Annotated in this window: 21 protein-coding genes and 1 pseudogene; 10 read left to right on the forward strand and 12 right to left on the reverse strand. The window is 72.3% G+C overall.

Going from position 1 to position 21,994, the window contains the following annotated elements:
- Window position 1 precedes the first annotated feature (1 nt).
- The 4 genes from IEY20_RS08280 to IEY20_RS08295 all read right to left on the reverse strand — a co-directional run bounded on the left by IEY20_RS08280 (window position 2) and on the right by IEY20_RS08295 (window position 5,087).
- A complete protein-coding gene (locus IEY20_RS08280) occupies window positions 2-577 on the reverse strand; it encodes a sigma-70 family RNA polymerase sigma factor (protein ID WP_148286088.1) in 576 nt (191 codons plus the stop codon).
- 54 nt (window positions 578-631) lie between these two features.
- Complete coding sequence (locus IEY20_RS08285) at window positions 632-2,140, reverse strand: LCP family protein (protein ID WP_188889044.1); 1,509 nt, start codon at window positions 2,138-2,140, stop codon at window positions 632-634.
- 70 nt (window positions 2,141-2,210) lie between these two features.
- The gene (locus tag IEY20_RS08290; RefSeq protein WP_022902881.1) at window positions 2,211-2,864 is read right to left on the reverse strand and encodes a GntR family transcriptional regulator; all 654 of its coding nucleotides are present in this window, start codon (window positions 2,862-2,864) and stop codon (window positions 2,211-2,213) included.
- A 12-nt stretch (window positions 2,865-2,876) separates the two neighbouring features.
- On the reverse strand, window positions 2,877-5,087 hold the full coding sequence (locus tag IEY20_RS08295) for an MMPL family transporter (protein ID WP_175327895.1): 2,211 nt from the start codon (window positions 5,085-5,087) through the stop codon (window positions 2,877-2,879).
- 70 nt (window positions 5,088-5,157) lie between these two features.
- Here IEY20_RS08295 and IEY20_RS08300 point away from each other — a divergent pair, with 70 nt between their 5' ends.
- Together IEY20_RS08300 and IEY20_RS08305 are read left to right on the forward strand one after the other, a co-directional pair.
- A complete protein-coding gene (locus tag IEY20_RS08300; RefSeq protein ID WP_042726466.1) occupies window positions 5,158-5,562 on the forward strand; it encodes a MarR family winged helix-turn-helix transcriptional regulator in 405 nt (134 codons plus the stop codon).
- Between the two features lie 388 nt (window positions 5,563-5,950).
- Window positions 5,951-6,853, forward strand: coding sequence for an LCP family protein (locus tag IEY20_RS08305; RefSeq protein ID WP_175327896.1), 903 nt, complete (start codon window positions 5,951-5,953; stop codon window positions 6,851-6,853).
- Between the two features lie 62 nt (window positions 6,854-6,915).
- Here the strand turns inward: IEY20_RS08305 and IEY20_RS08310 are convergent, their stop codons facing one another.
- From IEY20_RS08310 to IEY20_RS08345, 8 genes are all read right to left on the reverse strand, one after another.
- Window positions 6,916-7,602, reverse strand: coding sequence for a LysM peptidoglycan-binding domain-containing protein (locus IEY20_RS08310; RefSeq protein ID WP_022902884.1), 687 nt, complete (start codon window positions 7,600-7,602; stop codon window positions 6,916-6,918).
- Between the two features lie 301 nt (window positions 7,603-7,903).
- On the reverse strand, window positions 7,904-9,055 hold the full coding sequence (gene rlmC / locus IEY20_RS08315; protein ID WP_175327897.1) for a 23S rRNA (uracil(747)-C(5))-methyltransferase RlmC: 1,152 nt from the start codon (window positions 9,053-9,055) through the stop codon (window positions 7,904-7,906).
- Window positions 9,056-9,062: 7 nt separating this feature from the next.
- Complete coding sequence (locus IEY20_RS08320) at window positions 9,063-10,025, reverse strand: glycosyltransferase family protein (RefSeq protein ID WP_175327898.1); 963 nt, start codon at window positions 10,023-10,025, stop codon at window positions 9,063-9,065.
- Entirely contained in the window at window positions 10,022-11,098 is a 1,077-nt protein-coding gene (locus tag IEY20_RS08325) for a glycosyltransferase (RefSeq protein WP_022902887.1), read from the reverse strand. Before IEY20_RS08325 ends, IEY20_RS08320 begins: the two co-directional genes overlap by 4 nt.
- Window positions 11,095-12,243, reverse strand: a complete 1,149-nt coding sequence (locus tag IEY20_RS08330; protein ID WP_175327899.1) for a glycosyltransferase — start codon at window positions 12,241-12,243, stop codon at window positions 11,095-11,097. The genes IEY20_RS08325 and IEY20_RS08330 overlap by 4 nt, the downstream gene beginning before the upstream one ends.
- Before the next feature lie 68 nt (window positions 12,244-12,311).
- Window positions 12,312-13,193 (reverse strand): SMP-30/gluconolactonase/LRE family protein, encoded by an 882-nt coding sequence (locus IEY20_RS08335; RefSeq protein WP_022902889.1) that lies wholly within the window; start codon window positions 13,191-13,193, stop codon window positions 12,312-12,314.
- 47 nt (window positions 13,194-13,240) lie between these two features.
- Entirely contained in the window at window positions 13,241-13,882 is a 642-nt protein-coding gene (locus IEY20_RS08340) for a FadR/GntR family transcriptional regulator (RefSeq protein WP_175327900.1), read from the reverse strand.
- Complete coding sequence (locus IEY20_RS08345) at window positions 13,879-14,601, reverse strand: SDR family oxidoreductase (RefSeq protein WP_022902891.1); 723 nt, start codon at window positions 14,599-14,601, stop codon at window positions 13,879-13,881. Before IEY20_RS08345 ends, IEY20_RS08340 begins: the two co-directional genes overlap by 4 nt.
- Before the next feature lie 43 nt (window positions 14,602-14,644).
- Here IEY20_RS08345 and IEY20_RS08350 point away from each other — a divergent pair, with 43 nt between their 5' ends.
- The 8 genes and pseudogenes from IEY20_RS08350 (at window position 14,645) to mnhG (ending at window position 21,933) form a co-directional block, all read left to right on the forward strand.
- Entirely contained in the window at window positions 14,645-15,430 is a 786-nt protein-coding gene (locus IEY20_RS08350; RefSeq protein WP_175327901.1) for an SDR family NAD(P)-dependent oxidoreductase, read from the forward strand.
- Window positions 15,431-15,586: 156 nt separating this feature from the next.
- Window positions 15,587-15,763, forward strand: coding sequence for a hypothetical protein (locus IEY20_RS17370; RefSeq protein WP_307839857.1), 177 nt, complete (start codon window positions 15,587-15,589; stop codon window positions 15,761-15,763).
- A 12-nt stretch (window positions 15,764-15,775) separates the two neighbouring features.
- Window positions 15,776-18,532: pseudogene (locus IEY20_RS08355) on the forward strand (Na+/H+ antiporter subunit A); the annotation flags it as partial.
- On the forward strand, window positions 18,529-18,966 hold the full coding sequence (locus tag IEY20_RS08360) for a Na(+)/H(+) antiporter subunit C (protein ID WP_175327902.1): 438 nt from the start codon (window positions 18,529-18,531) through the stop codon (window positions 18,964-18,966). The pseudogene IEY20_RS08355 and the gene IEY20_RS08360, both read left to right, overlap by 4 nt.
- Window positions 18,963-20,666 carry a Na+/H+ antiporter subunit D gene (locus tag IEY20_RS08365; protein WP_175327903.1) on the forward strand — a complete coding sequence of 568 codons (1,704 nt, stop codon included), beginning with the start codon at window positions 18,963-18,965 and terminating at the stop codon, window positions 20,664-20,666. The genes IEY20_RS08360 and IEY20_RS08365 overlap by 4 nt, the downstream gene beginning before the upstream one ends.
- Window positions 20,663-21,244 carry a Na+/H+ antiporter subunit E gene (locus tag IEY20_RS08370; RefSeq protein WP_022902897.1) on the forward strand — a complete coding sequence of 194 codons (582 nt, stop codon included), beginning with the start codon at window positions 20,663-20,665 and terminating at the stop codon, window positions 21,242-21,244. Before IEY20_RS08365 ends, IEY20_RS08370 begins: the two co-directional genes overlap by 4 nt.
- Window positions 21,241-21,579, forward strand: a complete 339-nt coding sequence (locus IEY20_RS08375) for an MrpF/PhaF family protein (RefSeq protein WP_229727953.1) — start codon at window positions 21,241-21,243, stop codon at window positions 21,577-21,579. Before IEY20_RS08370 ends, IEY20_RS08375 begins: the two co-directional genes overlap by 4 nt.
- Window positions 21,580-21,933: a monovalent cation/H(+) antiporter subunit G gene (gene mnhG, locus IEY20_RS08380; RefSeq protein WP_175327904.1), complete on the forward strand. Its 354-nt coding sequence runs from the start codon at window positions 21,580-21,582 to the stop codon at window positions 21,931-21,933. It begins immediately after the preceding gene.
- Window positions 21,934-21,994: the final 61 nt, after the last annotated feature.

Raw genomic sequence — 21,994 nt, forward strand, 5'->3', positions numbered from 1 at the left:
CCTACCGAGCGGCGCGCTGGGACGCCATGGTCCGTCGCAGTGTGAGCACGCCGTCCCGGGCTCGGGTCTTCGCCGTGCCGAGCGGGAGGCCGAGCTCCGCAGCCAGCTCCGGACCGGACAGTCCGACGAGGTGCCGGAGGACGACCGCCTCCCGTTGGCGTGGCGGCAACCGGACGATCGCACGCCGGAGGGCCGTCCGGTCGAGGACGCTCTCCGCGCGTTCCTGGCTCGCGAGGTCGACGGGCTCGTGGTCGCGGGCACCGATCCGCAGGTCGCGGTCCCGGTCGGCGACGCTCTTGCGCACCCGGTCGATCGCTCGGCGGTTCGCGATCGTCCGCACCCAGGCGATCACGGAGTGCGACGGGTCGTACCGCCCGGCGATCGTCCAGAGCTCCAGGAACACGTCCTGGACGACCTCTTCGGCCTGGGTCGGGTCGGTCAGCTGGTGCCGGACGTAGCGCTCGACGATCGGCCGCAGGCGTCGGTGCAGCGCTGTGAAGGCCGCCTGGTCGCCGCCGGCGACCGCGAGCATGAGCGCGCGCTCTTCCGCTCGGACGGCGAGGAGGTCAGCATGCACATCTGATATCTTGCATGTTGATCACGGGAGGGGCAAGTCCGGAGGTCCGCGTCCTCAGTTGATGCAGACGTTCGCCTTGCCGTAGTTGTGCACGTCCGTGGACTTCGGCGACGGCTCCTTGCTCGGCCGCGCGTCCGGCTTCTTCGTGGAGGTCGATCCCCCGGACCCCCCGGAGGACGGCTTCGAGGCCGACGACCCGGGCTGTGACGGCGCCGAGACCGTCTTGCCGTCCGAACCGAGGACCAGCGTCACACCGGTGACCGCGCTGGTGCGGACCGCGACCGCGCCCGGGGTCACCCGCACGACGGCCTTGGCCTGCGACTCCATGCCCTTCGGGTACTGCACCTGCGTCGCCTTCGTCGTGTCCGACGATCCCGGAGCACCCACCTGGAACCCACGCGCGGTGAGGTTCTGGGTCGCCGCCGCCGCCGCACCCTCGACCCCGCTGCCGTTGAGCACCGTGACGGTGGTGTTCGCCGGCTGCGCACGCCCGGCCTTCGTGTACGCCTCCGGCTCGCCGACGAGGCCCTGCACGAAGGCCGGGAGGCCGACCTCGTCCACCTGGACGATGGACAGCGCCGAGCCGTTGACGTAGATGGTCGGGGTGCCGAGCGTCGGGATCGTCGCCGACTGGATGTTGCCCGGTCGGAGGTTCCGCATCTGCGAGCCGAGCGAGACGAGGTCGGTGTCGGTCTGGATCGACCCACCGACCGCCTTGAGGATGTTGCCGAGCTTGATCGGGTTGAGCAGGGTCCCGGCGGAGAGCACCTTGCGCGCCTCCTGCGACAGGAAGTACTGCTGCCGGACGTTGCGGTCGAGGTCGCCGTTCGGGAGACCGTGCCGCTGCCGCACGAACGAGAGCGCCTGCTTGGCGTCGAGCGTCGACTTCCCCTTCGGCAGGTTCACGCCGGAGTACGGGTCGTTGACCGCGTTGTTGAGGCAGACGTTCACCGGACCGAGTTCCTTGACGACCTGGTAGAAGCCGAGCAGCGAGACACGGACGTAGTGGTCGATCTGCAACCCGCTGACGTTCTCGATCGTCTGGATGAGCAGCTTCGCTCCCCCGGTGTCGCCGCCCCCGTTCAGCGTGCCGTAGTAGAAGGCGCTGTTGAGCTTGCCCTTGCCCACGTTCGGGATGTCGACGTAGGAGTCGCGCGGGAACGAGATCATCGTCGACTGGGAGCCGTCCGCGTTGATGTGCAGGACGATCATCGTGTCGGTGTTCGTCGCACCGCCGTCCGACTCCGTGCTGAGCTCGGCCATCTGCTCGGGGGTGGCGTTGTCCGGTCGGTGGTCGTCACCGACGAGCAGGATGTTCTGCGCCTGACCGTCGACGTCGTTCTTGGTGTCCTTCTTGCCCGTGATCGCGTTGATGATCGTCACGTTGCTGGCCAGCTGGTCGTACGTGTAGAACGCGTACGCACCACTGAGCGCAATCGCCATCGTGAGCACGCCCGCGACGGCCGGGAACACGGCGCTCAGGCGGCGCTTCTGGCGCCCGTGGCGGGGCGGCACGGAGCCGCGGCGGGCGCGGCGGGTCGTCTCGTCGGGTGCTTCGCTCACCCGGAAAGGGTAACCGCAGTGCTCGGACGTGCGATGAGAACGCCCGGTCGATCCGCGAAGAGCGCCTGGCTCAGTGTTCGCGCGCGGGAAGGAGGTGCACGGCCTCCATGGCGAGCTCGGCGGCGATCGGGTCCTTCGCGAGCACCGCGGCCTTGAGCTTCTCGAGCTCCGGCAGGACGGTGTCCGCGGGGATGAGCTCCGGCAGTTCCGGTACCCGGAGCTTGAACGCCAGACCGTCGGTCGTCGACCGGCAGAGCGCCGCGAGCGATGCGTTGCCGCAGGCCTCGACCCACATCGAGTAGATGCTCGCACCCTCACGGGCGACCTCGTCCTGCTTGCCCTTCGTGCTCCGCGCGATGACGTCGTCGAGCATCTTGACGACCTTCTTGCGCTGCGGCTCGGTGAAGCGGGGCACGGCGAGCCGGACCACCCCGCCGTAGATCACACCGAGGGTCCGGTACGCGTCGAGCAGTTCGTCCTTGGTCGGCGCCGCCACCCGGGTGTACCGGTTCGGCGCCATCTCGATCAGCCCCGACCGGGCGAGTTCCGCGAGGGCTTCGCGGATGGGCGTGCGGGAGACGCCGAGCCAGGCGATGAGGTCGTCGTCGTTCAGCCGCTCGCCCGGCTCCAGCGTGCCGTCCATGATCGCGTCGCGGATCTTGTCCTGCACCGTGTCGCGGAGGAGCTTCCGCTCGGCGGCGGGCTGGGTCGAGGGCACTGGCATGGCACCAGCGTGTCACATGTGATGGGCCGGGCGCGACAGGCGCGACGGCCACCACGCCCGACGCCCGAGTTCGACGGCGAGCGCCGGGACGAGCAGCGAGCGCACCACCACCGTGTCGAGCAGGACGCCGAAGGCGACCACGAACGCGATCTGCACGAGGAACAGGATCGGGATCACGCCGAGCGCCGCGAACGTCGCCGCGAGCACGATGCCGGCCGAGGTGATGACACCGCCGGTCACACCGAGTCCGCGCAGCACACCCTCGCGCGGGCCGTGCCGCAGCGCCTCCTCCCGGACCCGGGTCATGAGGAAGATGTTGTAGTCGACGCCGAGTGCCACGAGGAACACGAACGAGTACAGCGGCACGGACGGGTCGGCCCCGGGGAAGTGGAACACGTGGTCGAACACGAGCGCCCCGACGCCGAGCGCCGCCGCGAAGGACACGATCACGCTGCCGATGAGGACGAGCGGCGCCACGATGCTCCGCAGCAGGAGCATGAGGATGAGCAGGATGACCGCGAGGACGACCGGGATGATGACCGAGCGGTCACGGATGCCCGTGTCGTTCGTGTCGAGCGCGGTCGCGGTGACCCCGCCGACGATCGCGTCCGGGTCCACCCGTTCCACGGCGGTCCGGAGGTCGCGGACGGTCTGCTCCGCCGCCGCGGAGTCGGCCGGGTCGGCGAGGGTGGCCTCGAGGAGGACGTCGCCGCGCGAGACCGTCGGCTCGGCGGTCGGGTCGGAGCCGCCACCGCCCGCGCCGGACCGAGCCGAGCCGGAGCCGCCACCGCCCACGCCGGACCGAGCCGAGCCGGAGCCACCACCAGCGCTCGCGCCGGACCCGTCGGTGACGGCGACCGTGCCGGACGGGGAGTCCTTCGCGGCCGCGACCACGCCGTCGACCCCGTCGACCCCGCGGACGGTCCGGATGAGCTCGTCGAGCGAGTCCGCGCGTCCGATGACCTGCGCCGGGCTGCCGGAACCGCCCGGGAAGTGGTCGGCGAGCACATCCTGCCCGTCCCGGGCCTGGGATGCCCCGATGACGAGGTCGCTCTGCGGCACGCCGTCGGCCCGCAGGCCGGACAGCCCGGCCCCCATGGCGAGGAGGCCGACCGTGCACACGACCCAGACGACGCGTGACCGACGCGCCACGAGCCTCCCGACCGACGCCCACAGGCCCTTCGCGTCCGGACCGGTCACGACGGGGTGGGCGGACCCGTACGCCGGCCGGAGCGGCCAGAAGGCCGCGCGCCGGAAGGCGAGGAGGAGCGCCGGCAGCAGCGTGAGCGCCGCGAGCAGGCTGAACGCGATGCCGATCGCTGCCACCGGCCCGAGCGCCTTGTTCGAGTTGAGGTCGGAGAACAGGAGGCAGAGGACACCCACGATGACCGTGCCACCGGACGCCAGGATCGGTTCGAGGCTGCCCCGGAGCGCGGCCTTCGTGGCGTCCCACCCGGTGCGGTGGTCACGGAGGGCCTCCCGGTAGCGCGCCGTGTAGAGCAGCGCGTAGTCCGTCGCGGCGCCGATCACGAGGATCGAGAGGATGCCCTGCACCTGCCCGTTGACGGTCACGAGGTCGGCCTTCGCCAGCCACCACACCACGAGGATCGAGGCGCAGAGCGCGAACGAGGCGGTGCTCAGCACGAGGACCGGCAGGAGTGGCGACCGGTACACGACGATGAGGATCACGAACACGGCGGCGAGGGCGACGCCGAGCAACAGCCCGTCGATGCCGGCGAAGGCTGCGGTCAGGTCGGCCGTGAAGCCGGCCGGCCCGGTGACGAAGCCGCGAACGCCCGTCGGCAGGGCGTCGTCGACGTCCGCCCGGATCGCCTCCACCGCGTCGCCGGTCTCGGCCGTCTGCGTCAGTGTGGCGACGATCTCGACCGCGTCCCCGTCCTCGCTCGGGATGACCGGGCTGACACCCTGGACGTCGCCGCGGTCGCCGAGGTCCTCCGCGAGACGGTCTGCCGCAGCGAGGTCGGTGCGCGTCAAGCCGCCCGCACGGTCGAGGACCACGATGGCCGGGGCACCGGATGCCTGCCGGAACTCGGACGCTCGCTCCTGCACCTTCGTGGCGTCCGCCGAGGCCGGGAGGAAGGACGTCTGGTCGTTCGTCGAGACCTCGGCGATCTTGCCGAAGTAGGGACCGCCGACGGACGCGACGGCGAGCCAGGCGACGATGACGACGGCGGGGAGCACGATTCGGAGGAAGCGGGACACGGTGCGAGCGTACACCGATCGTCAGCATGCTGATCATCTGTCGTCGATGCCCGCTCCGTAGGATGCTGCCATGGAGGAACAGCCCGCGGCATGGCCCATGGGGCGCCTGCTGGCCGCGGCCGCACGACGTGTCGAGCGCGACTGGGACGAGCGACTGCGCGAGATCGGGCTCCCGCACGCCGGGCTCATCGCGATCGACATCCTGATCCGGACCGGTCCGACCGGCGCCGACACGGTCGCCCGCGCGGCACGGGTGCAGCCCCAGACGATGTCCCGCACGCTCGAGCGGCTCGAGCGGGACGGCCTCGTCGAACGCTCGCCGCACCCGGAGGACCGTCGGCGGCGCGTGGTCACGGTGACCGATGCCGGGCGGGCCGCATGGGACACGGCGAAGCACATCGAGCGCGAGGTCCTGCCCGAGGACGCAGCGTTGCGTGGGGCGCTCGCAGCGATCATGAGCCGGACGAATTCCTAGCATCTGATATTGCACATGCGGTACTCTGGGAGGGTCGGCATCAGGGCCGGCCCGCATCCCAGGAGACCATGTGTCCGAACGCCGTGCAGCCAGAGCCGCCGCAGGGGCGGCTGCCGCCGAATCCCACGACCGACCGCGACCCGGCGTCGGCGCGCCGCGACGCGCTGCACCGGCGAGCGTCAGGCCAGGGAGCGGGGATCTGCCGGGGGGCAGCGATCGATCCGGCGGCAACGGCCGGGTGGGTGGCACCGATCGGCCGGACCGCGTCCGGCAGCGCAACGACAGCGGGCGATCGAACCCCTCGAGGCGACGGCGACGCAGGCGCCCGTTCCTCGTCGCGCTCCTCGCGACGATCGGGACCCTCGCGGGACTGGCCACGGTCATCGCGGTGGTCGCCAGTGTCTTCATCGGCGGTCTCGCTCGCAGCTTCGACCAGAGCACCACCATCGACCACGCCTTCCCCAGCGGCGAGCGCCCCGCTCCGGTGGACGGCGTCGAGAACATCCTCCTGATCGGGTCGGACTCCCGCGCGTCGCTCGATCCGAACGGTGACGGCGTCACGGGCGGCCGCGCGGACACGCTGATGCTCCTGCACCTCCCGGCCGACCGCAAGCGCGCCTACCTCATGTCGATCATGCGCGACTCGTGGGTCGACATCCCCGGCCACGGGACCGCGAAGATCAACGCGGCGTTCAGCTGGGGCGGAGTCCCGCTCGTCGTCCGAACCGTCGAGGAACTCCTCGACTCCCGCATCGACCACGTCGCCGAGATCGACTTCGCCGGTTTCCGCGACATGACGAACGCACTCGGTGGCGTGACCGTGGACTCGCCGCGTGCGTTCACCGCCCGCGAGGGCGACGAGTTCGTCGCCGGCCCGAACCGCCTCGACGGCGACGCGGCGTTGGCCTTCGTCCGCGAGCGGTACGCCTTCGCCGACGCCGACCACACCCGGGTCCGCAACCAGCAGGCCTTCATGCGCGGCGTGCTCGACGGGGCCCTTTCGCGCGGCACCATCACGAACCCCGGTCGCATCCGGGCCTTCGTGGACGCGACGACCAGGTACTTGTCCGTCGACGCCGGCCTCGACCTCCGCACGCTCGTCGACCTCGGGTGGTCCCTGCGCGGCGTCAGGTCGTCCGACCTCGTGACCTTCACGATGCCGACGGCTGGCGGTGGGACCTCGAGCGACGGCCAGTCGTACGTCGCCGTGAACACCCTCGCGGTGCAGTCGCTGTCGCAGGCGCTGCGGTCGGACGACGTCGCCGGGTGGCTCGCGGAGAACCCGCAGTAGCCCGACGACGACGGAACCCCCTCGACCGAGGTCGAGGGGGTTCCGTCACGCAGTCGCGGCGATCAGGCCGGGAGCTGCAGGGTCTGACCCGCGTAGATGAGGTTCGGGTCGTCGATCGTCGACGTGTTCGCCGCCCAGAGCTGCTTCCAGCCGCCCTCGACGTCGAGCTTCGCGGCGATCTTGTCGAGCGTGTCACCCGACGCGATCTTGTAGGTCTTGCCGCTGGTCGCCACCGCGGCCGGCTTGCTCGAGGCAGCCGGGGCCGTCGCCTTCGGGGCCGCCTGCTGCGGCGCCGCCGGCGTGGTGCTCTGCTGCGGCGCAGCCTGCGTCGTGCTCTGCTGCGGAGCGGCCTGGGTCGCCGGTGCGGCGGGCTGCGGCGTGGCGGCCGTCGGAGCAGCACCGGTGGTGCCGCTCAGACCGAGCTTCGCGGAGCAGGCCGGCCATGCGCCCCAGCCCTGGGACGCGAGGACGCGCTCGGCGACGGCGATCTGGGTCTCGCGGCTGGCAGCGGCCGGGTTGCCCGAGCCGCCGTTGGCCTGCCACGTCCCCAGCGTGAACTGGAGACCGCCGTAGAAACCGTTGCCGGTGTTGATCGCCCAGTTACCACCGGACTCGCACTGTGCGAGCGCGTCCCAGGTCGAACCGGACGCTGCGTTCGCGGGCGCAGCCGCGAGGCCGACACCCGTCGCGGCGATGCCTGCGAAGGCGAGGCCACCGACGATGGTGCGGGTACGGGAAAGCTTCTTCATGTGATTGCTCCACCGGGACCGCGCGCCGGAGTTCCGACCTGTCCACTGCCCGTCCCGACCGTCCGCGGTCACGTTGTGGGGTGCGCCACCGGGGGCAGTGGTCTCGCGCCGGTGGCACCTCGGTCGGCCACCATAGGAAACTCCGCACCGTTATCAAACTGAGACAAACGGTTCTACCCTTCGGTGCTATGTCCCCCACGGTGAAACCTGTACGCCCCGATCGCCGTGCTCGCGCAGATGGTGCTGTACCCGGGTACATTCGCTTGGCAATTCCCTGGGAAAGTCGGCCAGGAGGCTCGGATCACCGTCTCGACAGCACGGTCACGGCCTCGAGGTGGCCGGTCTGCGGGAACATGTCGAGGACCCGGACGCGGTCGAGTCGGAAGGACGGCATGCGTGCCAGGTCCTTCGCGAGGGTCACCGGGTTGCAGCTCGAGTAGACGACGTGGTCGACGCTCGACGCTTCGAGCCAGTCCGCCAGCGTCACACCGATCCCGCGCCGGGGCGGGTTGACCACGACGAGTTCCGGCACGGCGTCCGGACGGGCTCGGAGCGCGTGCTCGGTGGCGTCGTCGGCGGCGAACCGGACGTCGGTCAGGCCGGCCTCGCGAGCGGACTGTCCCGCCGAACGGACGGCCTCGCGGCTCGTCTCGATGCCCGTCACCGCACGGCCGGGGCGAGCGGCGTGCAGGGCGAAGCCGCCGACCCCGCAGTACAGGTCCCACATCGAGGCGGGGTCCACCTCGTCGATCCACGCAGTGGCCTGCTCGTACAGCCGCGCGGCGACGACGGTGTTGGTCTGGAAGAAGCTCTGCGGACGGAGGTGCATCGTGACGTCCCCCATCCGCATCGGCAGCGTCGCCTGCTCGGTCAGGAGCACCTCGCGGTCGCCCTCGGTGACGGCCTTGTGCTCGGGGAGCAGGTTCGCCGTGACCACCACGGCCTCCGGCAGCACGGAGCGGAGCGCGGCGAGGTGCTCGCGGAGCCGGGGCAGCTGTCCCTCCGAACGCAGCACGAAGCGGACCATGAGCTCGCCGTCGGGTGACTCCGTCACGAGGACGAACTTCAGCTCACCCCGCCGGGCGGCGACGTCGTACGGGATCAGTCCGGCGTCGGCGATGAACCGTGCGAGGACCGGCAGCGCGCGCTGGATGCCGGGCGTGCAGATGCCGCAGTGCCGCAGGTCCACCCCGCGCTGGCGGTGGTCGAGGATGCCGACGGTCGGGTGCTGCACGGAGCCGCCGACCACCATCTTCGCCTTGTTGCGGTAGGCCGACTCCGGACTCGTGATCGCGGGGAGCCACTCGACCGCACCCGGACCGCCCGCAGCCTCGACCGCGTCGTGGAGTAGCTCGCGCGTCCGGATCTCCTTGTCGAGGACCTGGTCGGCGTACGGCTGGCCCATGAGCGTGCACGATCGGCACACCCCGCGGTCGAAGTAGTCGCACTGCATGGCCGTCTCAGGGTACGGCGTACTCCGTCCGCCATGCGCCGCGCGCTCGCTCGTCGGCTGCCCGGGCGAGCGCGACGGTGTCGCTCCGGGATGCCCCGGCTGCGCGTTCGACCGCGCGGCACCAGGAGTCGACCGATCCGTCCGCGAGGAAACGGTCGTCCGGGTAGAGATCGGCCATGCTCGAGTCGGCAGGTCCCACCGCCGGCGTCCCGAGCTCGAGCGACCGGATCGCCACCCCGGACTGGAAGAAGCGCCGGTACGGCACGAGCACCGCGTCCGCCGTCACGATGAGGTCGTCGAGCTCGGCCTCGTCGACGAACGCGTCACGGACCGACCAGCCCGCGACGGGCGGCCAGCCGCGACCGACGACCTCGAGCAGGTGGGTGTCACCGAGCCGTGCGGCCAGCGCGACGAGCAGGGCGACGTCGCGGTCCGGCTTGTACTGCCCGAGCACCCGGACGACCGGACGGGCGCTCGCCGGCGGGCGTCGCGACGACTCCGACCGCGGCGCGACGGGGTGCGGCAGCAGGACGGGCTCGTCACCAGGGCAGTGCTCCCGCAGGGCGTCCGCGGCCTGCTCGCTGTGCACGATCATCCGCACCGAACCGCCCAGGAACCGGCCGAGCCACCGCGCACCGGCGCCGTAGCCACGAGCGTGGACCAACGGCCGAGGGTCGTGCACGACCAGGGCGGCGTCCACCTTGGCACCGAGCACGAGTCGGAGCAGCACCCGGTCGAGGTGGCCGAGGACGGGCCAGGTCACGACGACACGCCCCCCGAGTCGTCGAGCCCGCACCAGCGCCCGGAGCGTCCGGCCGAGCCATGCCAGCCCGGAGCCGCCCGCGACACTGGGCTCGTCGACCGCGAGCAGCCGCACGTCGTCGCTGCCGAAGCTCGCCACGAGTGCTGCGGCGTAGTGCCGGAGCGCTCCGCCGAGGGTGTTGACCACCACGATCCGCCCGCCGTTCACGCGTGAAGCCACTCGTCCGCGGCCATCCGGCCGTCCCGACCGGGCAGTGCCGCACGGACGGCCTCGCGCTGCAGTGGGGTGTCGACTGCCCGCTCGATCGACCGTGCCAGTCGTCCGACGAGGTCGCCGCCGGCGACCGTGACGACCTGGTGCCCGTGCTCGGCGAGCCACGGTGCGAGTCCGGTCTGGTCGGTGGCGACGACGGTGAGTCCGGCCGCGAGGGCGTCCTTCACCGGCAGGCCGACCTGCTCCCGCCAGCGGCCGTCGGGGATCGACGGCGCGACGAGGACCGCCGAACGCGCGACCGCGGCACCGGCCTCGGCGTGCGGCAGGGGACCGAGGACACGACGTCGGTCCGGTGCCCCCGCGGCCCAGCGCCGGACACGGTCGAGTTCCGGCCCGGGACCGACGATCGTGAGCACGGCGCCCGGACGCGTGCGTTCGACGACCTCCCACGCGGACATCAGGGGTGCGATGCCCTTCCGTGCCTCGAGGACGCCGACGAACACGCACGAACCCGGAACGGCGTCACGGGTCGGCCCGGGAGCCGGCGCCGGGAGCTCGAGACCCACCGTCTGCTCGATCGCCCCGACGAAGGGCAACTGCGCGTACGCGTTCCGAGCGGCCGGCGTGGCGAAGTGGATGCGGTCGAGGGTCAGCCGTGCGACCACGCCGACGAGGAGCCCGACCGCGGTCACGAGCAGCGCCGGGACACGGCCGCGGCCACCGACGAGGGTGCGGAGGTCGTTGTTCTCCATCGCGTACGTCACGACGCGGTGTCGGCGCCCGCGGACGACGCCGGCGAGGGCGAAGCCGGCCGCGAGGACCGCGTGCTTCGGCCAGAACCGCATCCAGAGGGGCTCGGGGACCTCGAGCGTGGTCGCCGTGGTGTGCAGGAACCGCGCAAGCGCCCTGCCGACCGTGGTCCGTCGGATGCCCTCCGCGAGCGGGGTGCCCGCGAGGTCGTAGTTCACGTCGAGGTAGAGCAGTTCGGCCGGTGTCCCGGTGCGGTGTCGCTCCACGTGCACCGCCCGCAGCTCCGGGACGATGCGTAGGCTCGTCGGAGGGGTCACGCGGCCGGCACCGCCTCGGGTCGATCGGCGACGACGCCGCGGACCTGCTCGTCCAGGGCTCGCTCGTACGCGTCGCAGACTCCGCGCCACGTGTAGTGCTGGAGTGCCCGGTCGCGCACGACCCGGCTCAGGCGGTTCTGTTCCGTCGGGTCGGACAGCAGCGTCAGGACGGCGTCGGCGATCGCGTCCGGACGGGGCTCGACGAAGGCAGCCGCGGTGTCCGCGAGCACCTCGCGGTTGTAGACCGTGTCGCGCGCGATCGTCGGGGCGCCGAGGTGCATGGCCTGCACGAGCGCGGGGTTCGTCCCACCCACGCTGTGTCCGTGGAAGTACGCACCGGCGTGCTGCCAGAGCGCGAAGAGGCGGTCGTCGTCGGCGACGTGGCCGAGCCAGTGCACGTCGGGGCGGGTGTCGGCGAGCAGCCGTGCGTGCTGGTCGAGCTCGCCGCCGTAGCCGGTGGAGCCGACGATGACGACCGGGAAGCGCCGGGCGATGCGCTCGGCCGCCGCGAGGAACTCCGGAACGGTGTTCTCGGGCACGAACCGTGCGACGACGAGCGCGAACGGGCGGCCGGCGAGGTGCGCGTCCTCCGGGTGGAGCGGCAGGGCCGAGGCCGTCGTCCCGCCGTAGGGGATCACCACCCCGTCCTTGTCGAACACCCGCTGCCAGTATTCGCCGATCGCCCGCGCGTCGAAGACGAGCCGGTCGGCGCTCCACGCGGTCATCCGGGCACCGGTCTTGAACACCGCCTTCGCGATCCGACCCCACTTCGCGCGCTCCCACTCGATGCCGTCGACGTTGACGACCGTCGGGATGCCGGCGAGCTTGAGCAGGGGCAGCCAGCACCCGTTCGCGCAGTTCATGACGAGGGCGACGTCCGGGCGGCGGCGGACCGTGTCGAGCACGGCGGTCAGACCGTAGGTGAGCGTCGAGAGCGACCGCGACTCGAGACCACGGGTGACGCGTCGGGTGATCCGCGTGTCGAGCGTGGGGTCGTCCGGGCGCTCCTGCCCGGGGCGTCCGTAGACGGTGACGTCCCAGCCGACGTCCGCCAGCGCCGGGGCGACCTGCCGGACGGCGGTCTCGAAGCCGCCGCAGTAGGACGGGTACCCCCGGGTACCGATGATCGCGACGCGCTTCGACACGCTGGCTCCCTTGTTCGAATGACAACTGCAATGATATTTTACACAGCAGTATCACGAGAGGGAAGGGGCTACCGTCGAGCGGCGTCCCGAGCCCGCGTCGGGAGCCGGTAGACCGAGGTCGTCGCGGTCAGGAACAGCTCGGTGCCGTCGTCCCCGCCGAAGCAGAGGTTCGAGACGACCTCCGGTACCGCGATCTCCCCGAGTCGCGCACCCGCCCGGTCGAACACGACGACGCCGCGGTGCGACGAGGACCAGACGTTGCCGTGCTCGTCCACACGGATGCCGTCGGGGACGCCCTCCCCCGCACCGAGCCGTGCGAAGTCACGCCCGTTCTTCACGCGGACCCCGACGTCGTCGATGTCCACGTCGTACGCGCGGATCACCGGCAGGTCGCCCGAGGAACTCGCGACGTAGAGCACCCGCTCGTCCGGGGCGAACGCGAGCCCGTTCGGCTCGTCGACGTCGGTCACCACCGGCCGGAGGTCCCCGCCGTCCGGGCCGCAGCGGAACAGCCAGTGGTCGCCGTACTCACGGACGCCGGGGTGGCCTTCGCGGGGCTGGGTGATCCCGTACGCGGGGTCGGTGAACCAGACCGCACCGTCGGAGGCGACCACGACGTCGTTCGGCGAGTTGAGCCGACCACCGGCCCAGCCGTCCACGATCACGGACACCGCCCCGTCCCGGTCGCGCTCGACCCGCCGCAGTCCGTGCGAGCACTGCACGACGGAGCCGTCGCGGTCGAGCGTCCGACCGTTCGTGAACTCGACGTGCTCGGCGTACGTGTCGACGGCTCCGGTGTCGGCGTGCCACTGCAGGATCCGGTCGCCGGGGATGTCCGACCACCGGAGTGTCCTCGAGGCGGGCACCCAGCAGGGGCCCTCGGCCCAGGTGCTCCCGGTCGCGATCCGCTCGACGGCGGCCGGGTCGGGGACGAGGTCGGTGAACTCCATGACGCTCCTTCGCGTTGGTCTGCGGCCAGCCTGGCACCGGTCGCGGGTCAGGTCCGGTCGACGATCTCCTGCATCGTGGCACGGGCTGCGGCCGGGTCGCCGTCGGCGACGGCGCGCGCGAGCGCGCCGTGCAGTCGGACGTCGTGCTCATCGGGCCCGATCCCGGCCCGCTCGTCGAGGGCCCGCTCGACGACGCCGTGGAGCCGGCGGAAGAGCGTGTTCCCGGACCGGTCCAGGACGGCGCGGTGCAGCGCACGATCGGCCTGGAGGAACGCGGTGGCGTCCGCGGCACCCGCCGCGGTGGCGAGGTGGTCGGCGGACGCGAGCAGTGCCTCCAGGCCGGCGGCGTCACCGTCCGCCGCGGCCGCCGCCGCTGCGGCAGCCGGTTCCACCGCGCGCCGCAGCGCGCGCAGTTCGTCGAGGACCGCGCGCAGGTCCGGGCCGGAGAGCCGCCAACCGATCACCCGGGGGTCGAGCACGTCCCACTCCGAGGGCGCGAGTGCCAGCACGCCGACACGGCGCCGGGCCCGGAGGAGTCCGAGGCCGACGAGCACCCGGACGGCCTCGCGGACGATGCTGCGGCTCGCCCCGGTCCGGGCGACGAGGTCGTCGATGCTCACCGGGGCGGTGCCGAACCCGCCGTGGACGACGGCCGCGCCGAGCTCGTCGAGGACCCGGTCGTAGATCACCGCTGGGCGACCGGGCTGACGACGAGCTCGTCGACGCGCACGTGCGACGGGGCCTCGAGCACGAAGGACACCGCTCGGGCGACGTCCTCCGGCTGCAGCATGACGGCCCGTGCCGCAGCGTCGGGCACCACCGGTCGACGGTCGAGGAAGTCGGTGGCGACGTCCCCGGGACAGAGGTGCGTCGCACGGACGCCGTGCTCGGCCTCCTGCTGGTTGAGCGTGCGGACGACGGAGGCGAGCGCGGTCTTCGACGCCGAGTACGCGACGCCGGCGCCGGGCTGGAAGGACCACCCGGCGTACGAGGAGACGACGACCACGGTGCCGCCGACCGCGCGGAGCGACGGGAGCGCCACGTCGACGACGGCGACCACGCCGGTCAGGTTCGTGTCGACGATCGCCCGGAAGTCGGCCATCGTCTGGTCGTCCCACCGGCGCTCGGGGGCGTTGAGGCCGGCGGCGAGGACGAGCCCGTCGAGCCGACCGTGCCGGCCGAGCAGCACGTCCCGAGCGGTCGCGACGGCGGTGACGTCGGCGGTGTCGAGCGGCAGGACGTCCGCGCTGCCGCCGGCTGCACGCACGGTCTGGGCGACGGCGTCGAGGCGGTCGGTCCGGCGACCGCTCAGCACGACGGTCCAGCCGTCCCGCGCGGCCTGTTCCGCCACGGCGGCACCCATGCCGCTCCCGCCGCCGGTGATCCAGAGCACGCGCGCATCGGTCATGGGTGAATAGTATGCCTATTGCAGACCGACGACGGGAGCGACGATGCACCTCGACCTGACCGACCGCGTGGTGGTCGTGACCGGAGCCGCGCGCGGGATCGGCGCGGTGATCGCCGAGCGGTTCGTCGCCGAGGGGTGTCGTGTGGCCGCGCTCGACCTCGGGTTCCCGGACGTGGCCGACGACGGGGGCGCCGTGCCCGACGACGGGCACGCCCTGCCCGACCGGATCGTGTGCGACGTCACCGACCCGGCGTCGGTCCGGGCCGCGGTCGCCACCGTCGTCGAGCGCCACGGCACGGTCGACGTGCTCGTGAACAACGCGGGCATCGACGTCGAAGGGACCGTCGCCGACCTCGGGTGGGAGGGCTGGCGTCGGTGCATGGACGTCAACGCGGGCGGCACCTTCCTCGTGAGCCAGGCCGTCGCGCCCGTGATGCAGGCGGCGGGTCGGGGGCGGATCATCAACGCCGCGTCCTTCGCCGCGATCGTGCCGAGCGTCGGGAGCGCGGCGTACGCGGCGTCGAAGGCCGCCGTCGTGCAGTTCACGCGGGTGCTCGCGTCCGAGCTCGGGCCGTGGGACATCACCGTGAACGCCTACGCACCGGGCATGGTGCCGACCGCGATGAACGGCTTCGCGGACATGCCGCCGGACCGGCAGGACCGCCTGCTCGACACGCTCTCGCTGCGCCGGTGGGAGACCGCGGACGACGTGGCCGACCTGCTCGTGTTCCTGGCGAGCGACGCGGCCGGGTACATCACGGGGACGCTCGTCGACGTCTCCGGAGGGAAGCTCGCGACGCAGATCCCCGCGCGGGCGCACGGACGCTGACCGGTCGACTCGGCCGGCGCGCGAGCAGACTGGACGGGACGGCCCGACCGGCTGCTCCTGACACTGTCCGGGCACACAGGTTCTGCCCATCGGGGCCACCCTAAGCTGGGAGCATCCAGTGAGCCGGACTGCAGCCCGACCCCGAGGAGGTGCCCCATGGTCACCGTCCTCGCCGCGTTCGCGGTCCTCGCCCTCGTCGTCCCGGCGCTGACGCCCTGGCTCGGGCGCCGGGTCTTCCTCATCGCCGCGCTCGCACCCGCTGCGGCTGCGGTGCTCACGGTCGCGCAGACCCCGGCGGCCCTCGGTCCTGGCATCCGCGAGCGCTCGACCTAGGTCCCGCAGCTCGACCTCGCGATCGGCCTGCGCGTCGACGCCCTCTCGTGGGTGCTCGCGCTCGTCGTCACCGTCGTGGGCACGCTCGTGCTCGTCTACTGTGCGGCGTACTTCGAGGAGCGCGAGGTCGGGCTCGGCCGGTTCGCCGGCGTCCTCACCGCCTTCGCCGGCTCGATGTACGGACTCGTCATCGCCGACGACGTCATCGTCCTCTTCGTGCTGTGGGAGGCCACGACCGTCTTCTCCTACCTCCTCATCGGACACGACGCGGTGAAGCGCGCCAGCCGCGCCGCCGCCATGCAGGCACTCGTCGTGACGACCGCCGGCGGGCTCGCGATGCTCGCCGGGCTCGTGCTGCTGTCCGTCCGGGCCGGCACCACGTCGCTGAGCGCCATCGTCGACGCCGCACCGACCCTGGTGTCCGCGGGCGGCGCGCTCGTCCCGGTGTCGGTCGTGCTCGTCCTGCTCGGTGCCCTGACGAAGTCCGCGATCGTCCCCTTCCACTTCTGGCTCCCGGCGGCGATGGCCGCGCCGACCCCGGTCAGCGCCTACCTCCACGCCGCGGCGATGGTGAAGGCCGGCATCTACCTCGTCACCCGCCTCGCCCCGGGCTTCGCGCTCGTCGACGGCTGGCGCGGGACGGTCACGGTGCTCGGGGTGTGCGGCATGCTCATCGGCGGCTACCGGGCGCTCCGGCAGACCGACCTCAAGCTGCTGCTCGCGTACGGCACGGTGGCCCAGCTCGGGTTCCTGGTGCTCGCGGTCGGGTGGGGCGAGCCGGCCGTCGCGCTCGGGGGGATCGCCCTGCTCGTCGCCCACGCGACGTTCAAGTCGACGCTGTTCCTCGTCGTCGGCGCGATCGACCACGCAGCCGGGACCCGCGACCTCGGGCGGCTCAGCGGCCTCGGACGGCGGATGCCCTGGCTCGTGGTCGTGACCGTCCTGGCGCTCGCCTCGATGGCCGGACTGCCGCCCACGATCGGCTTCGTCGCGAAGGAGGCCGTGCTCACCGGGTTCGTCGAGTCCCTCCACGCCGGTCCCGACACCGGGTGGGCGTGGGTCGCGCTCGTCGGCGTCACCATCGGGTCCCTGCTCACCGTGGCGTACTCGCTGCGGTTCCTGTGGGGTGCGTTCGCCCGGAAGCCCGGCGTCGCGGACACCGAGCCCCACGCGCTGCACGGCCTCGGGGCGGTGCCGTCGGTGCTCGGCGTCCTCGGCGTGGTGCTCGGTCTCGCCACCCCGCTCGTGGCGAAGGGCGTCGAACCGGCCGCGAACGCCGCGTCGATCGGCTTCGCCCCGGTGCCCCACCTCGCGCTGTGGCACGGGCTCGAGCCGGCGCTCGGGCTGTCCGCGGTCACGCTCCTCGGCGGCACCGCCCTGTTCCTCCTGCGCCGTCCGGTCGAGGCGCTGCAGCACCGGTTGGCGGGGGCGCCGAGCGCGGCCGGCACCTACCGCCGGGTCATGCGCGGACTCGACCGCGGCGCGACCAGCCTGACCGCGGCGCTCCAGCGGGGCTCGCTCCCCTACTACCTCACCGTGATCCTGTCGGTCTTCGTGGCGGGGGCGCTCGTGAACCTGGTCGTCGGCGGACCCTGGGCGTTCTCGGTGCGGTTCGCAGACTCGTGGGGTCAGGTCCCGGTCGTGGTGGTGATGAGCATCGGCGCGATCGCCGTCACGACCGCGAAGACCCGGTTCGCCGCAGCCGTGCTCGTCGGGGTCACCGGGTACGGGATGTCCGTGCTCTTCGTCCTGCACGGGGCGGTCGACCTCGCGCTCACCCAGCTCGTGGTCGAGACGGTGACGCTCATCGCGTTCGTCCTGGTGCTCCGACGGCTGCCCCCGCGCATCGCGACGGCCAACCCCTCGCGCTTCCGGATCGTGCGTGCGCTCTTCGCGGGGTTCGCCGGGACCACGCTCGCGGTCGTCGTGGTGGTCGCTGCGTCGTCGCGGACCACGGAGCCGCTCTGGCCCGACCTCCCCGCCCTGACGAGCTCGTTCGGGCACGGACTCAACGTCGTGAACGTCGCCCTCGTCGACCTCCGTGGTTGGGACACCCTCGGCGAACTGACCGTGGTCGTCGCCGCGGCCACCGGGGTCGCGAGCCTCATCTTCGTCAACTCCCGCGAGGACACCCTGCCGCGGCTCCGCGACCTGCCGTCGAGCATCACGAGCGACAAGCACCGTCCCGACGGCGAGCCGCGGGCCTGGCTGCCGACGAGCGCAGCGATGCCGACCGGGCGTTCGGCGCTCCTCGACGTGGTCGTCCGGCTGCTCTTCCACGGACTCGTCGTCCTGTCGGTCTACCTGCTGTTCGCCGGGCACAACGCCGCCGGCGGCGGGTTCGCCGGCGGCCTCGTCGCCGGCATCGCGCTGGCGGCCCGGTACCTCGCCGGCGGCCCGGCCGAACTCGGTGCCGCGGCCCCGGTCCGCGCGGGTCGCCTGCTCGGCCTCGGCGTCGCGACGGCCACCGTGACCGCGCTCGTGCCGCTGTTCTTCGGGAAGGAGGCGCTGTACTCCGAGTTCGTCGAGGCCACGGTCCCGGTCCTCGGGCACGTCGAGTTCGTCACGGCGACGTTCTTCGACATCGGCGTCTACCTCGTGGTCGTCGGCCTCGTGCTCGACGTCCTCCGCAGCCTCGGCGCCGAGGTCGACCGCCAGCGACTCGAGGACCTCCGCACCCCGATCGCCGACTCCACAGAGCCCGACACGACCGGGTCCGACCCCGTGCAGGACGCCGCGGCCGCCACCCCGGAAGGAAGTGCCACGTGACCGTCACCCTGGTCCTCGTCGTCGCCATGGCCGTGCTGTTCTCGTGCGGCGTCTACCTGCTGCTCGAACGGTCTCTGACGCGCATGCTGCTCGGGTTCCTGCTCCTCGGCAACGCGCTCAACCTGCTCCTCCTCGTGATGTCCGGGGCAGCCGGCAAGCCACCGATCGGGAAGTCCGCCGAGGGCATCACGGATCCGCTCCCCCAGGCCTTCGCCCTCACCGCGATCGTCATCACCTTCGCGGTCAGCGCCTTCCTCCTCGCACTCATCCACCGCTCCTGGAAGCTGTCGCGCGCGGACGAGGTCGAGGTCGACGAGGCCGACGCCGCGATCGGACGCCAGCGCGACGGCAGCGGCGACGAGGACGTCGTCGACGAGGACCCGGAGATCGACACCGACCCCGAGGCCGCCCAGCAGGAGGAGAACGCCCGATGACCTGGCTCGTCCCCCTCCTCGTGCTCGTCCCGCTGCTCGGCGCCGCGGTCGCGCTCGGGCTCGTCCGCCACCAGAAGACGCAGCGGGCGATCACGGTCGCCGTGCTGGCGATCGCCGTCGCCGTGGCCGTCACCCTCATGGTGCTCGTCGACCGGCACGGCACGATCGTCGTGCAGGTGGGCGGCTGGCAGGCGCCGTACGGCATCAGTCTCGTGGTCGACCGGCTGAGCGCCCTGCTCCTCACGGTCAGCGCGAGCGTGCTCCTGCTCGTCCTGCTGTTCTCGATCGGGCAGGGCCTCGCCGACGACGACGAGGACGCCCCGGTCACGATCTTCTACCCGACCTACCTCGTGCTCGCGGCGGGCGTGCTCGACTCGTTCATCGCGGGCGACCTCTTCAACCTCTACGTCGCGTTCGAGATGCTCCTCGTCGCCTCGTACGTGCTCATCACCGTCGGGGGCAGCGAGCAACGGGTGCGCGCTGGGACGACGTACATCGTGACGAGCCTCATCGCGTCCGCGATCTTCCTCGCCGCCATCGGGCTCGTGTACGGGGCGACCGGGACCGTGAACATCGCGCAGATCTCCGAACGGGTCGCCGAGTTGCCGGAGCACGTGCAGCTGCTGCTCCACACGATGCTGCTCATCGGGTTCGGCATCAAGGCCGCGGTCTTCCCGCTGGCGTTCTGGCTACCGGACTCGTACCCGACGGCCCCCGCCCCCGTCACCGCGGTCTTCGCGGGACTCCTCACGAAGGTCGGCATCTACGCGATCATCCGGCTCGAGACGATCATCTTCCCGCGGCCGCAGCTCAACACGGTGCTGCTCGTGGTCGCGATCCTCACGATGGTCGTCGGCGTGCTCGGCGCGGTGTCGCAGACGGACGTGAAACGGCTGCTGTCCTTCACGCCCATCAGCCACATCGGGTTCATGGTGATGGGGGTCGGGCTGGGGTCGGTCGCCGGCACGGCCGCGGCGGTGTTCTACACGGTGCACCACATCGTCGTGCAGACGACCCTGTTCCTGGTCTCGGGGTTGATGGAGCGCGTCGGCGGCACGACCTCGACCCGTTCCCTCGGCGGGCTCCTCAAGGCCGCGCCGCTGCTCGCCGCGCTGTACCTCGTGCCGGCGTTCAACCTGGGCGGCATCCCGCCGTTCTCCGGGTTCATCGGCAAGCTCGGTCTGTTCCGCGCCGCTGCCGAGGACGGTTCCCCACTGGCGTACGCGACGATCGCCGCCGGGGTCGTGACGAGCCTCCTGACCCTCTACGCGCTCATGCGCGTCTGGGACGCCGCCTTCTGGCGGCCCAAGCCGGCGGCCGAGGCGGCCGCCCCGCACGCGAGCACGGCCGAGCCGCACGCGCACCTGCGGGCGCCGGAACCGGCGCCGCTGACCGTCTCCGAGGAGACCGGTGAGGCGTACCACCCGGGAGGCTCGGTGACGGTCACCGACGCACCGCACGCGAGCCGTGCCTCCCGTCCGGACGAGACGGCCACGGGCGGGCCGACGCCCGTCGCCGGCGAGGCGCCGCCGCGCACCCGTCTGCCCCGCATGCTCGTCGGCGTCACGACCGTAGCGGTCCTCGGGTCTGTGGCCCTCACGGTGGTGGCGGGCCCCCTCTACGGGTACGCGACCCGGGCGGCGGAGTCGCTCGAGTCGCCGGACCGGTACGTGCAGGCCGTGCTCGGAGGCGACCGATGAGCGACACCCGACGCTTCACGAACGCGCGGCGGATCGCCGTCGCGTGGCGCTACGACGTACCGCTCGTCGCCGGCCTCACCGTCCTCTGGGCACTCCTGTGGGGCTCGTGGACGCCGCTGACCCTGCTGTGCGGCATCGTCGTCGCGCTGCTCGTGACGCAGCTGCTCCCGCTGCCACCGGTCCCCCTGTCGGGGCGCTTCTCGCTCCCTGCCGTCCTCTGGTTCCTGGTCGTGTGGGGCGGGTTGGTGGTGGCCGCGTCCTTCCGGGTCGCGTGGGCGGCGTTCCGTCCACGTGGGGTGCGGCGCAGCTCGATCGTGCTCGTGCAGCTGCACAGCACGTCCGAGATGACGTTCACCCTCGCGACGATCGCGGTCTCGCTCGTGCCGGGCTCGTACGTCGCCGACGTGGACCTGCGGCACCGTCGGGTCCTGCTGCACGTGCTGGACACCGAGCGGATCGAGCAGGTCGAGGCCGAACGGCGGACCGCGCTCCGCATCGAGGCCATGGTCATCCGCGCGCTCGGGTCGCGGCAGGACGTCTCGGAGCTCTCCGAGCCGCTGCCGGAGGTCGTCCGGTGAGCGCCGGGGTCGTGGTCATGGCGGTCTGCGTCGCCGTCGTCCTGGTGCTCCTCGGGGTGACGCTCGCACTGGCGGTCGGTCGCATCGTCCGGGGGCCGACGATCCTCGACCGGATGATCGGTTCCGACCTGGTGCTGACGACGGTCCTCATCGTGACCGCCGCCGCGATGGCGCTCCGTCGGGACCTCACCGCCGTCCCGGTCCTCGTGGTGATCGCCGCGACGAGCGTGTTCGCGACCGTCGCCGTCGCCCGGGCGGTCACACCCTCGTCGGACCCGTCGGACGAGGGTTCCGACGCCACGACCCCGGAGCACGCGATCGAGGAGGAGACGTAGGTGATCGACCTCATCGAGGCGTTCGTCGAGGGCGCCGGGATCCGCGCCTGGATCGCCGTCGCGCTGCTGCTCGTCGGCTCCGTGCTGTCGCTCGGCGCCGCCGTGGGCATCGTCCGGTTCCCCGACCCGCTCGTCCGCCTGCACGCCATGGCGAAGCCGCAGGTGCTCGGGTTGGCCTTCGCGCTCGCGGCGGTCGTCGTGGCCGTGTGGACGTGGACAGCGCTCTGGGTCGTGCTCCCGATCCTGGTGTTCCAGCTGTTCCTGGTGCCGGTGTCGACGCACATGATCGCGCGGGCCGGGCTGCGGTCGGGCGACCACCGGCACGAAGCGCTGCTCCACGACGACACGGAGTAGGCGCCGGCGGCGCGCGGCGGGTGTCCGACGTCGAACGACGCCGCCGATGTCGTGCGACAGC

It is taken from the genome of Curtobacterium luteum (assembly GCF_014646995.1).
Lineage (GTDB): Bacteria > Actinomycetota > Actinomycetes > Actinomycetales > Microbacteriaceae > Curtobacterium > Curtobacterium luteum.